The 12,320-nt window shown below is 57.2% G+C and carries 13 protein-coding genes; 8 read left to right on the top strand and 5 right to left on the bottom strand.

Features of this window, described 5'->3' with window-relative positions:
- Positions 1 to 144: 144 nt before the first annotated feature.
- Positions 145 to 765 (top strand): thiamine phosphate synthase, encoded by a 621-nt coding sequence (locus tag Q1B21_RS20400; protein WP_299892673.1) that lies wholly within the window; start codon positions 145 to 147, stop codon positions 763 to 765.
- Here Q1B21_RS20400 and Q1B21_RS20395 read toward each other — a convergent pair.
- The gene (locus Q1B21_RS20395; protein WP_299892671.1) at positions 762 to 1,904 is read right to left on the bottom strand and encodes a HupE/UreJ family protein; all 1,143 of its coding nucleotides are present in this window, start codon (positions 1,902 to 1,904) and stop codon (positions 762 to 764) included. The two genes, Q1B21_RS20400 and Q1B21_RS20395, sit on opposite strands and share 4 nt — an antisense overlap.
- A 171-nt stretch (positions 1,905 to 2,075) precedes the next feature.
- Here Q1B21_RS20395 and Q1B21_RS20390 point away from each other — a divergent pair, with 171 nt between their 5' ends.
- The 3 genes from Q1B21_RS20390 (at position 2,076) to Q1B21_RS20380 (ending at position 4,640) form a co-directional block, all read left to right on the top strand.
- Positions 2,076 to 2,969 (top strand): PfkB family carbohydrate kinase, encoded by an 894-nt coding sequence (locus Q1B21_RS20390; protein ID WP_299892669.1) that lies wholly within the window; start codon positions 2,076 to 2,078, stop codon positions 2,967 to 2,969.
- Positions 2,966 to 3,877, top strand: coding sequence for a pseudouridine-5'-phosphate glycosidase (locus tag Q1B21_RS20385; protein WP_299892667.1), 912 nt, complete (start codon positions 2,966 to 2,968; stop codon positions 3,875 to 3,877). Before Q1B21_RS20390 ends, Q1B21_RS20385 begins: the two co-directional genes overlap by 4 nt.
- Positions 3,878 to 3,941: 64 nt before the next feature.
- Entirely contained in the window at positions 3,942 to 4,640 is a 699-nt protein-coding gene (locus Q1B21_RS20380) for a DUF502 domain-containing protein (protein WP_299892665.1), read from the top strand.
- On the opposite strand, the gene Q1B21_RS20375 is transcribed toward Q1B21_RS20380, so the two are convergent.
- The 3 genes from Q1B21_RS20375 to Q1B21_RS20365 all read right to left on the bottom strand — a co-directional run bounded on the left by Q1B21_RS20375 (position 4,620) and on the right by Q1B21_RS20365 (position 6,824).
- Positions 4,620 to 5,645 carry a patatin-like phospholipase family protein gene (locus tag Q1B21_RS20375; RefSeq protein ID WP_298934888.1) on the bottom strand — a complete coding sequence of 342 codons (1,026 nt, stop codon included), beginning with the start codon at positions 5,643 to 5,645 and terminating at the stop codon, positions 4,620 to 4,622. The genes Q1B21_RS20380 and Q1B21_RS20375 overlap by 21 nt on opposite strands.
- A 51-nt stretch (positions 5,646 to 5,696) precedes the next feature.
- Positions 5,697 to 6,470 carry a 3-hydroxybutyrate dehydrogenase gene (locus Q1B21_RS20370; RefSeq protein ID WP_299892662.1) on the bottom strand — a complete coding sequence of 258 codons (774 nt, stop codon included), beginning with the start codon at positions 6,468 to 6,470 and terminating at the stop codon, positions 5,697 to 5,699.
- A 135-nt stretch (positions 6,471 to 6,605) separates the two neighbouring features.
- Positions 6,606 to 6,824: a hypothetical protein gene (locus Q1B21_RS20365; protein WP_299076658.1), complete on the bottom strand. Its 219-nt coding sequence runs from the start codon at positions 6,822 to 6,824 to the stop codon at positions 6,606 to 6,608.
- Here Q1B21_RS20365 and Q1B21_RS20360 point away from each other — a divergent pair.
- A complete protein-coding gene (locus Q1B21_RS20360) occupies positions 6,769 to 8,583 on the top strand; it encodes an extracellular solute-binding protein (protein WP_299892661.1) in 1,815 nt (604 codons plus the stop codon). The two genes, Q1B21_RS20365 and Q1B21_RS20360, sit on opposite strands and share 56 nt — an antisense overlap.
- 585 nt (positions 8,584 to 9,168) lie before the next feature.
- Positions 9,169 to 9,402 (top strand): hypothetical protein, encoded by a 234-nt coding sequence (locus Q1B21_RS20355; RefSeq protein ID WP_298934882.1) that lies wholly within the window; start codon positions 9,169 to 9,171, stop codon positions 9,400 to 9,402.
- Here the strand turns inward: Q1B21_RS20355 and Q1B21_RS20350 are convergent.
- Complete coding sequence (locus tag Q1B21_RS20350) at positions 9,399 to 10,022, bottom strand: helix-turn-helix domain-containing protein (RefSeq protein ID WP_298934880.1); 624 nt, start codon at positions 10,020 to 10,022, stop codon at positions 9,399 to 9,401. The genes Q1B21_RS20355 and Q1B21_RS20350 overlap by 4 nt on opposite strands.
- A gap of 65 nt (positions 10,023 to 10,087) precedes the next feature.
- On the opposite strand from Q1B21_RS20350, the gene Q1B21_RS20345 reads away from it, so the two are divergent.
- On the top strand, positions 10,088 to 11,605 hold the full coding sequence (locus Q1B21_RS20345; RefSeq protein WP_299892658.1) for a class I adenylate-forming enzyme family protein: 1,518 nt from the start codon (positions 10,088 to 10,090) through the stop codon (positions 11,603 to 11,605).
- Entirely contained in the window at positions 11,602 to 12,261 is a 660-nt protein-coding gene (locus tag Q1B21_RS20340; RefSeq protein ID WP_298934878.1) for a DsbA family oxidoreductase, read from the top strand. Before Q1B21_RS20345 ends, Q1B21_RS20340 begins: the two co-directional genes overlap by 4 nt.
- The last annotated feature ends 59 nt before the right edge of the window (positions 12,262 to 12,320 follow it).

Raw genomic sequence — 12,320 nt, 5'->3', positions numbered from 1 at the left:
CAAAAGTTCCGCCTGCTCTAATCCCGTCAACACCACAGGGCAAGCCATCCTGACCGCCAAATCCCGCGGCCGCAGGCATAAAAGTTTGCTTCCCCGTCGCAATCCGCTAAACCGCGCCAAAGACTGACAGCCAAGGACGCGCCAATGGACACCCCCGAGCAGCCGCAGATTTACCTGATTACACCGCCAACCGTTGCGCTCAGCACGTTTCCGGACCAGTTGGCGCGCGTTCTGGATGGCGCTGACATCGCCTGCATCCGGTTGGCTTTGGCGGGCAACGACGAAGACACCATTTCCCGTTCTGCCGACGCCTGTCGTGAGGTCGCCCATGCGCGCGACGTGGCATTGGTGATCTCGAACCATGTCTTACTGGCGCAAAAGCTTGGCCTGGATGGGGTGCATCTGGACGATGCGGCGCGATCTGTCCGCGCTGCCCGTAAGGAATTGGGTCCAGATGCCATCGTTGGCAGCTTTTGTGGCACCTCCAGCCATGACGGCATGACGGCAGGAGAAGCCGGTGTGGATTATGTGGCTTTTGGTCCGGTGGGAGAGTCTTCGCTGGGTGATGGTACGCTGGCCGAAAAAGACCTGTTTCAGTGGTGGTCCGAGATGATCGAAGTTCCGGTTGTGGCCGAGGGCGGGTTGACCCCCGAATTGATCCGCGATCTTAGCCCGTGCACCGATTTCTTTGGCATTGGGGATGAGATCTGGTCCAGCGACGATCCCTCGGGGGCTTTGAACACCCTGCTGGCAAACATGCCCTAGGCAAACAGCCAGGGTTCGATCGACAAAAACACGCCAGCACCTGCAATTACCATCGAGGCCAGGATCGAAACCCGGCCCTGCAGCCTGTGCAATCCACCGGTGATCACCACAGACGCCGCAAAGGCGGCAAAGGCAACAGCGCACAGCGCCAAAACGATCCCGCCCGCAAACCCCAATATCGCCGGCGGTAGATGGTTGGGTGGCACGCCAATCTCTGTCAGGGCAAAGGTCCACGCCAGACCCTGAAGCAATCCGGCTGCAAAAACGGCAATAACACGCAGGATCTGCAGCCGCCGAGAGATCAGGTTCCATACCGCCAGACCAACGATTGCAAATGCCAATGATTGCGATGCAGCTGTCGAAGAAATACTCACGGCGTCGAAAGCTCCGGCACTCAATCCAAGCAAGATACCCAGTGAGAAGAACAGCAGTTGCATCAAAAACGGGCGCAAGTTCAGCGACAGAAACACCAGCGTAAGCACAAGCAAAATCGGTTTGGGGCCGCTGGTTAGAACCTGAGAGAGACCCTTCGGAAGGAATGTCTGCAGGGTTTGTTCGGTGGTCAGGGCCGCGCCACCCTGAAGCGGAATCACTGGCGTCATTTGGCCGCCTGTCAGGTACCCGGTATACGGGGCCGAGACACGCTGCTGCTTGATAACCGCTGACCCGCTACCATCAGGCCAAGTCAGTCGAAAACCGGATGCGCCGTCTGGCAGAGGCGCCGTCAGCAACAGCTTTGAAGTCCGCACCGTTTGGGGATCCCCTACAACCGGGATACTCACGCCTTCGTACGACAAAACAACCGGGCCTGCGATATCAACCTGCAAGGTCTGCATCCACGGTTTGGCAAAGGCTTTCACCTTTGGCTCCAATTCGGACGACACCAATTGGCGCAAATCCTCGTAGTGACGGTTGTCGTCAAAACCGGTCGCGCTTTGCGGATCAACTCCGGCCAGAAACGCTTCGGCATTCAGGCTGATATCCAGATACAAGGTGTCTGACTTGGTCCAGAACTCGACAATAGTCGGTGCCGGAGATTGCGCGAAAACAAAACTTGGAGCCAGGGTCAGCGCCGTCACAAAACTCAACAACAGAACTTTTAGATGGCAGAGGATGGCAGGTATCAAACCATCTCTCATAAGAAACGCTCCGGGCTACAAATCAAATCATCAAACATTTAGCCCGAGTGTCTTTCCGAAACAAAATGATCGCAAGCCCAAAGCGCCGCGCAAGCGGGTCTCCACCGGGATTCTCGAAGGGCGGCGACGTTCGCACTTGCACGGGCATCAGGGCTGCGGCATGACAGCATGATGACTCAGAACAGCGAAATCCTGTGTATCGGCTCGGTCCTGTGGGACGTAATCGGACGATCCGCCAGCGCCATGCGGCAAGGATCAGACGTACCTGGGCGGATTACCCGCCTGCCCGGCGGCGTGGCCATGAACATCGCCATGACATTGGTCCGGTTTGGCATGACCCCGACATTGTTGACCGCCATTGGCCGGGACCCGGAAGGCGACGAGTTGGTTCGTTCGTGCGCTCGACTTGGCATGGTCACGGACCAAATCTATCGATCCCAAGACCTTCCTACCGACCGCTATATGGCCGTCGAAGGCGCCAATGGTCTGATCGCCGCAATTGCCGACGCGCATTCATTGGAAGCTGCTGGCGCCAAGATCCTGCGTCCATTGATGCACGGGCCCTTGGGGTACGAGAACACGCCTTTCCAGGGCCCAATCGCACTGGACGGCAACCTGACACTGGACTTGCTGGAAGAGATTGCGCAAAGCCCGGCCTTTGCCCGCGCCGATCTGCGTGTTGCGCCTGCTTCACCCGGCAAGGCCGAGCGTCTGCAACCGTTCCTTAAACACGCCCGCGCCACGCTTTACGTGAACCTGGAAGAGGCCGGCCTGCTGTGTCAGCGCGAATTCGAGGATTCCGAAAGTGCTGCCAAAGGTTTGCTGGACCGTGGCGCGCTGCGCGTGCTGGTCACTGACGGCGGCAGTTCAGCCTCTGTGGGAACCGCCGCGGGCGTTCTGACACAAACCCCGCCATCCGTCCTTGTCACGCGTGTGACAGGAGCTGGCGATACTTTCATGGCAGCCCACATCGCTGCCGAAGCCAGTGGCGCAGACAACGACACGGCTCTCAAACGCGCTCTGCATGCAGCCGCAACTTATGTTTCCGGAGAAACCCCACTGTGATCGACATTCAATACTCCGCCGAGGTCCGCACCGCCAAAGAGGCAGGCCAGCCCATCGTCGCGCTTGAAAGCACCATCATAACCCATGGCATGCCCTACCCGCAGAACATCGAAGTCGCGGCACAGGTTGAACAGGACATCCGTGATGCAGGTGCTGTTCCGGCCACAATGGCGGTGATCGAAGGCAAACTGCATGTGGGGCTTGAGGCAGACGAACTGAAGGCCCTTGGACAGGCGCAAGGCGTGGCAAAAATTTCGCGCGCGGATATGGCGGCCTGCATGTCTACAGGTGGCACCGGCGCAACCACGGTGGCGGCGACTATGATTGCCGCCAACTATGCAGGCATCGAGGTATTTGCCACTGGCGGCATCGGTGGGGTGCATCAGGGCGCGGAGACGTCATTTGATATTTCCGCTGACCTGCACGAATTGGGACAAACCCCTGTTACGGTGGTGGCTGCTGGCGCCAAAGCCATCCTTGACCTTGCCAAAACGCTAGAGGTTCTGGAGACATTGGGCGTGCCAGTCATTGCCCACGGTCAAGACGCGTTTCCAGCATTTTGGTCCGCCAAATCGCCATACAGTGCCCCGTTACGCATGGACAGTGCAGAAGACATCGCACAGGCGCATGCCACCCGTCGCGCCCTTGGGCTGCCCGGCGGGCAGTTGGTCGCCAACCCGATCCCGGTCGCAGATCAAATTCCGGCCGAGGAATTAGCCCCGATCATTGCATCCGCTCAGGCTGATGCGGACGCACACAGGATTACCGGAAAGGCCGTCACGCCCTACCTGTTGCAGCGGATCTACGAGAAAACCGAAGGCCGCTCCTTGACTGCAAACATCGCTTTGGTGCGCAACAATGCCCGGCTGGCGGCCGCTATCGCCAAGGCTTTGGCGAAGGGCGTGTAAGTCTGACCTATTGCACTAAGGCTGCGGATTGCCTACCTAAATCTGCAAACCACTCGGAACCGCAATGAACACACCTTTCGACGAAGAACCCCAACGCCGCCCTGGCCTATTCTCACGGTTCCGTGCGTCTTTTCTAACGGGCATCGTCGTCATTGCGCCGGTGTGGCTGACGATCTGGCTGATATGGTCCGTCGTCGGCTGGATCGACAGCGCTGTGTTGCCGCTGATCCCACACCAGTTCCGACCCGAGCAATATGTCGGCATCAACCTGCGCGGCGTTGGCGTCGTTTTCTTTCTTATCTTCACAGTGCTTGTTGGTTGGGTGGCCAAGGGCATTCTGGGGCGGTCACTGATTCATTTTGGTGAACGTGTCGTAAATCGGATGCCGGTGGTTCGATCCATCTATTCCGGTATCAAGCAGATCTCGGAAACGGTGTTTGCACAAACCGAGCGGTCATTCGAGAAGGCCTGCCTTATCCAGTACCCACGGCGCGGGATTTGGGCGATTGGGTTTGTCTCGACAACAGCCAAAGGTGAAGTTAGTCAGAAGACGGAAACCGGTGGCGATTTGCTGAGTGTCTTTGTGCCGACAACACCCAACCCAACATCAGGTTTCCTGCTCTTCTTTCCTGCCGAAGATGTGATCTTGCTGGATATGTCGATCGAAGACGCAGCCAAATTGGTGATTTCGGCTGGGCTGGTCTATCCCAACGGCGCGGATCCGACGCAACCGCCGGAAGAGTCACCCGAACATAGCGGGTAAATCCACCGTACTGTTCTGACCAAGATCGTCCTTGTGGCGAGACAGAAACCCATCTGCAGCCTCGCGCCCGGCTTTCTTCAGCTTGTGTAGGATCACCGGATTTGGAACTGTTTTCGTCGCCACGGACAAGCTGTTCATCAGCTCGTTGTCAGCGATCATGTGAACCAGAACACGGCTCATCTCACCCGGTTTTAGCTTGCCATCCTCGAGCAGGCGCTGAACAAAGTTGATCGCCCGCAATTCGCGAAACAGTGAAGAGTTAAAGCTGATCTCATTGATCCTGTTCTGGATCTGCTGCGGGGTAACCGGTATCTCGTCCCGCTCAAGCGGGTTGATGTTGACGATCACCACATCTTCGGGAAACGCTTTGTTGAACAACGGGTACAGCGCCGGATTGCCAGTATACCCGCCGTCCCAATAGGCCTCGGCCCGGTCGGTTGCGGGATCATATATCTCAACGGCTTTGAACAGGCTGGGCAAACAGGCTGAGGCCAGAATGGCATCCGTTGAAATCTCGTCCCCGGTGAATATTCGGATCTTGCCGCTGCGCACGCATGTGGCACATACAAACAGGCTTGGCCCCTGATCCGCGCAGACTTCGCTGAAGTTGAACCGATCTACTACCGATTCCAAGGGGTTGCTGTAAAACGGGCCATAGGCGTAGGGCGACACCATGCGCGACAACGCATCCCCAATGGAATACGGCACTGAATATTCCATTGCTTGTGCAATTTGCGCAGGCTCTATTCCGCGGAACCAATTGGCCATGCGCATGTCGCCAATCGCGCCCATGCGCTTCCACAGCCCATCTAGTTGCTCGCGGGCGCCGTCACGGCCCGCATGCACCATACCGGCCTTAAACGCCGCGCCGTTCAGCGCCCCGGCAGAGGTTCCGGTGATGGCCGCAACCTCGATGTCTTCTTCGTCCAGAAGGCGATCTAGGACACCCCAGGTGAACGCCCCATGTGCTCCGCCGCCCTGCAATGCCAGATTGATCTTTTTCAAATGATCGATCCTTCCTTTGTTCAGTACGCGCGAATAAGCGCCCAGGTGACGCTAAAGCGCGGTCCAGCCGCCATCGACCGAAATCGTCGTCCCGGTGATTTGTGCTGCCGCATCTGAGCACAGGAAAATGGCTGTCCCACCGAGTTGCTCAACAGTCGCAAACTCTTTTGAAGGCTGCCGCTCGAGCATGACGTTCTTGATCACGTCTTCGCGGCTCATGTTGTATTCCTTCATCGTGTCCGGAATCTGGGCCTCGACCAAAGGCGTCAGAACATAGCCAGGGCAGATCGCGTTGCATGTGATCGGTTCCCGAGCGGTTTCCAGCGCCACGGATTTGGTCATCCCGACCACCCCGTGTTTGGCCGCCACATAAGCTGACTTAAACGGGGACGCTGTCAGCCCGTGCGCCGAGGCAATATTCACAATCCGGCCCCAACCTGCGCTGCGCATCATCGGCAATGCAGCAGCAGTTGTGTGAAAGGTCGAACTCATGTTGATCGCAATAATCGCGTCCCATTTGTCGACCGGGAACTGATCAATCGGCGAGACATGCTGAATACCCGCATTGTTCACCAGAATATCGCAAGCTCCGGCCGTCTCAATCAGGGCCCGGCATTCGTCGCCCTTGGACATGTCGGCTTTGATATAACGCGTATTGGTGCTGGTTTCCGCCGCGATCTCGGCGGCCAGCGCATGGTCTTCATCGCGATCCGTGAACGAGTTCAGGACAACATCCGCCCCGGCCTTGGCCAGTTCGCGCGCGACGCCAAGCCCGATCCCCGAATTCGATCCAGTGACGATTGCAGTTTTGCCCGACAGGGTCATGAGCGTTCTCCCACAGCATTTGACTATGCGCACAATGCCATGCTGCACCTGCAAAGAAAACGGGGAAACATCCGGGATCAACGCCGCGACTGCAAAATCCTTAGCGCCAAAAAAAACGCCCGCACGAAGCGGGCGTTAAGTTATTGAGGCAGGTTTCATACAGGCAAGAAACCTATCGAGCAGTGCGACCTTTATAAGCAATTCTGCGCCTTCGTCCAAGCTAAAAGTTTGATAATAAGAAAAATCATCGGTACGGTTAATCCCAACAAAATAAGGCCAGAGCAGGATTGTTTCCAAAATGAGCCCGGATTTTCTACGCCCTCTTCGCCCCGTCGCAGCGGGAATCGCCTGCATTTTCGCGTCGTCTTTCGCCCTTGCAGATTCGTCTCATGGCATAGCTATGTATGGTGACCCGGCCCTACCACCGGATTTTGTGTCCCTGCCTTACGCGAATCCAGATGCGCCCAAAGGTGGAAAGGTAGTTTTCGGAAACACCGGCGGCTTTAACAGTTTGAACCCGTTTTTGCAAAAAGGCACCTCGCCGTGGCAATTGCGATTTTGGACCCATGAAAGCCTGATGGGCCGATCCTGGGACGAACCTTTCACTCTTTACGGTCTGTTAGCCGAATCAGTTGAGACGGCGCCAGACCGATCCTGGGTTGAATTCACCCTCCGGGAAGAGGCCCGGTTCTCCGACGGCAGCCCAGTCACGGTCGACGATGTCATCTGGTCTTATCAAACCTTGGGCACCGAAGGTCACCTGCGATATCGCGGGTTGTGGGGCAAGATCGACAGCATCGAACAAACCGGCCCGCATTCGGTTCGTATCACGTTCAACGAACCTGATCGGGAACTTGCGCTGATCGCAGGTCTGCGCCCAATACTGCAAAAGTCGCAATGGGACGGAAAAGACTTCGCAGACGGTCAGTTGCAAGACGTGCCGGTCGGCAGCGGCCCCTATGTTGTCGATGGCTACGAAGCCGGTCGCTATGTGAACCTACGCAGGAACCCCGACTATTGGGGGGCCGATATTCCATTCCGGCGTGGCACCATGAATCTGGATGAAATGCGGATCGAGTTCTATGGCGACGCAACCGTTCTGTTCGAAGCGTTCAAAGCCGGTGAACTGTCCGCAGTACGCGAATTCAACGCAGATAAATGGGACAACCAATACGGATTTCCGGGCGTTCAGCGCGGGGATGTGATCAAGACGGAAATTTCCCATGGCAAACCATCGGGTATGACCGGGTTTGTCATGAACACCCGCAAAGCACCGTTTGATGACTGGCGTGTGCGCGAAGCCCTGACTCTGGCCTTCAATTTTGAGTTCATCAACGACACGATTACCGGCAGCGCGCAGCCGCGCATCACATCTTACTTTTCCGGCTCGGACTTGGCCATGCAACCCGGCCCCGCAACCGGCAGGGTCGAAGAATTGTTGCAGCCTTTCGCGGATGATCTGCTGCCCGGCACGTTGGAAGGCTACGGCCCACCTACGGGGGACGGATCGGCGCGAAACCGGGCCAACATACGCAAAGCCACAAAGCTGTTGGCCGAGGCTGGTTGGGCCATACAGGACGGTGTTCTACGCAACCAGAACGGTGAAGCATTCAAGATGACAGTGTTGCTGCAACAAGGCGACACCGATATGGCGACTGCGGTCGAAATCTATGCCCGCGCACTTGAACGCTTGGGCATTCAGGTTCTGACGGAACAGGTCGACAACGCGCAATACACCGGCCGCACCGCCGAACTGGACTTTGATATCACGCCATTCCGACGTGCGATGTCCCTGTCACCAGGAAACGAGCAGCGCCTGTATTGGGGTAGCGAGAATGCGGACGCCCCAGGAACACGCAACCTGATGGGCGTCGCATCACCGGCCGTGGACGGAATGATTGATGCCATGCTCGCCTCGGAGTCACGAGAGGACTTCGTGGCCGCCACACGGGCGTTGGACCGCGTTCTGACAGCGGGCCGCTACGTGATCCCAATCTGGAGCTTTGATATCGGGCGCATCGCCCATGTCAGCACTTTGAAATTCCCAGACACGCTGCCGATATACGGTGACGGACCGCAATACATGCCCGAAGTGTGGTGGTACGAGGAGTAGTGCGGCCACCCCCGGCCCCCAACCAGATTGTTTAAGCAAGGCTTACGAACTCGGGTGACGCTCGCAAGGTAATGTGCCGATTCATTGAACTCGAGGATGAAAACCGGGCAGTTTTGTCGTTAATAGGCTTTTGATCAGTCAACCGAGTTGTCATCGGTTATTTTTCGGCAAAATCTGGCACATCATTCGACGACACGAGATGTGGAAAAGCACCTCACGAGACCACTGCATAAAGCTATCGAGACTGCATCTAGTGTGCTGGAAAGAAACACACACATGCGCAATGCAAAGCGCTTCAAGCTATTGCAGCGCGCGAAGAACATGGCTTCAATCACGGTCTAAATATCTATATGTTTCTGACACATAAGCCTGATCCATCCAAGCCGTCCGGAACAGAATAAATCTAGCGATCACCCGTCGGACATAAAGTTCACTCGTCCTAAGCGCGACGCGCCGCAGTTCGAAGGTTCCAAACATGAACCTCTCGTGCCCTGCGACATTTTGTCATGTCTCACGTGACGTAAACCCGTTCGTACCCTGTAGTTGGGGAGAGCAGTTCTGAACCCGAACAACTGAAAGCTCGCGATGCTGAACTGGACAGATATCACAAAAGACTGGGGCGCGACCTATGAGCGCGCGAAACGCCGTTTTCCGAACCTGCGCGACCAGGACATGATGCGTGTTTGCAAGGATCGTAAACGGTTCGAAGCCTATCTTGCCGAACGCCACCATCTGACGGTCAACGAGGCCCACGAAGAGGTCGAGGATTTTCTGTTTACTGAACGCCTGAACCGGGAACTTCTGGTGCACGCATCTTAGGACAGTGATGTAACCCAAAGGATGGTCGCATCCTCATCGCTGACCGAAATCACGTTATGCCCCATACTGCCATCGTAGTAGGCACTGTCCCCGCGGCGCATTTCTACCGGTTCATAGAATTCTGTGTACAGGCGAACAACGCCGGTCAACACATACATGAACTCTTCGCCGTCATGGCGTACCCAGCCTTCGAATTCGTCCATTGATCGTGAACGAACGCGGGCCCGATATGGCAGCATCTGCTTTTTTGTCAGTGTTTCAGCCAGCAATTCATGCTCGTAGGTCGCAGTGGCATGGGCAGCGCCTTCGCCCATTCGGGTAACGGCCATACGCCCGATCACCTGATCCCGCTGAGGCGGCGTGAAAAGCTGCGGCACCGAAATCTCGAGCCCGATCGCCAGCTTTTTGAGCGCATCATAAGTAGGCGACATTTGCCCATTCTCGATCTTGCTGAGCGTTGACCGCGCAAGCCCTGCTTGACTGGCCGCCTGTTCCAACGTCCATTTCCGCGCTTTGCGCAGCTCTCGCACTCTTGCGCCAAGGTCCAGCGGTTCGAGTTCCGAATGATCGCCTGCGTCACGGGCAATACGGATAAGGGATTTGGGATCTTGGGTACTCATATGCCTTTCTATAGGGCCAGCCAACCGTGCTTGCAACGCGCCATGCACCGCGATAGCCAGTCGTCATGTTGTCGATCTTCGATCAAGGACCGCCGCCGCCCTGCCCTTCGCCCTTTAATCTGGCCGCACATGTCTTGCGACGGGCAGACCGGAGCGCAGCCAAGACCGCGTTGTCGGTACTTGGTACGGACGGCGCCATCGACTGGACGTATCGCGAACTACAAACAGCCATTCTGGGAACCGGAACAGGCTTGCTGCGGACCGGACTGAAACCCGGAGACATCGTTCTGATGCGCTTAGGGAATACGGTAGACTTTCCAATCGCCTATCTGGGCGCTATCGCCGTTGGCATTGTGCCCGTGCCGACTTCATCGCAACTGACGGAACCCGAGACCGCGCACATGATCGAAGATCTGTCACCTGCGGCTGTTCTACGAGACCCTACAGTCGCCTGCGCGTCGCACCCCTGGCAAATCGACCTGACCGAGCTGACCGCCATGCGAGGTCTGCCTCCTGCTGACTATGCCATGGGTGATCCTGAGCGGTTGGCCTATGTGGTCTATACCTCTGGAACTTCTGGAAAGCCGCGCGCCGTGGCCCATGCGCACCGTGCCATCTGGGGGCGACAGATGATGGTGGACGGTTGGTACAGCCTGCGGGAAGACGACCGGCTGTGCCATGCGGGTGCGTTCAATTGGACCTATACGCTGGGCACCGGTCTAATGGATCCGTGGACCATCGGTGCAACGGCTCTGATCCCTGAACCAGGCACCGACATCTTTGCACTGCCCGCCTTGCTGCGCCAGCACCGCGCTACAATTTTTGCCGCAGCGCCCGGCGTCTATCGCAAGTTGCTCTCACACTCAGAGGAGATTGATCTACCAGACCTGCGCCACGGCCTCTGCGCGGGTGAAAAACTGTCTCGTCATTTGCACGAACACTGGCAACAGGCCACCGGAACCGAGCTTTATGAAGCCTATGGCATGTCCGAATGTTCGACCTTCATCTCGTCCAGTCCAGCACATCCGGCGCGCGGTGAGGCGCTGGGGCAACCGCAACCGGGGCGCCGCATCGCCATTCTCGGGCCGGACGGTCCCATGCCACAAGGTCAGGAAGGAACCATCGCCATCCACCGGTCCGATCCGGGGCTGATGTTGACCTATCTCAACGCCCCTGACGAGGCGCAGGCCCGGATGCTGGGCGACTGGTTCCTGACCGGCGATCAGGGTGCAATGGCCGTCGACGGGCAGATCACCTATCTGGGTCGCGATGACGACATGATGAATGCGGGTGGCTACCGCGTCTCACCGGTTGAGGTTGAATCCGTCTTGTCGCGCTTTCCCGGTATCACGCAGGTTGGCGCGGCAGCGGTCGAGGTCAAAGAGAACACATTTGTGATAGCCGCCTTCTACACCGGGCCCAAAAAGCTGGACGAAGACGCGTTACGGACCTATGTGGAGGCCAATCTGGCCCGGTACAAACAGCCGCGCGCCTTTGTTCATCTGACCGAATTGCCCAGTGGTGGCAACGGCAAGCTCCTGCGCCGCGCCCTGCCGGCCTATTTCAAGGCGTCTACCGAATGACCCAGACCGTCAAGCTCGATATCCTATCCGATCCGATCTGCCCATGGTGCTATATCGGCAAAACCCATCTGGACAAAGCGCTGGCCGCCGTTCCGGATCATCCCTTTGTTATCGAATGGCACCCATTTCAGCTGAACCCGGACATGCCGGATGCGGGCATGGATCGCCGTGAATATCTGGAACGCAAGTTCGGCGGCAAGGAAGGTGCGGTACGCGCCTATGCGCCCGTGGTTGAACACGCCGAAAACGCCGGTTTGAAGATCGATTTTGAAGGTATGAAACGCACGCCCAATACGCTGGACGCGCACCGACTGATCCATTGGGCTGGTATTGAAGGCAAGCAAAACGACGTCGTTGATGGGTTGTTCGATGCCTATTTCGTTCAGGCCCGCGACATTGGCGACCCCGAGGTGCTGGCAGATGTCGCTGACGGTGCCGGAATGGATGCAGCCGTGGTCATGAAACTGCTTAAATCAGACGCCGACCGCCAAGACATGAGCCAGCGCGATACCCATTCACGGGAAATGGGCGTCAGCTCGGTCCCGACGTTCATCGTGGCCAATCAGCACGCCGTTCCGGGCGCACAACCGCCTGAAATGTGGGCAAAAGTTATCGAGGAGATCATGTCTCAACTTGAGGCTTCCCCTGCAGAATAGCACATAGGTCTGTGCAAATTTCCGGTCTGGCGCAACCCGATCCGCCGTGATAGCGCGAA

The sequence above is a fragment of the uncultured Ruegeria sp. genome, from assembly GCF_947504215.1.
In the GTDB taxonomy this organism is placed as follows: Bacteria; Pseudomonadota; Alphaproteobacteria; order Rhodobacterales; family Rhodobacteraceae; genus Ruegeria.
The sequence above is the reverse complement of the archived record's forward strand: the minus strand, read 5'-3'. Positions and strand labels throughout refer to the sequence as shown.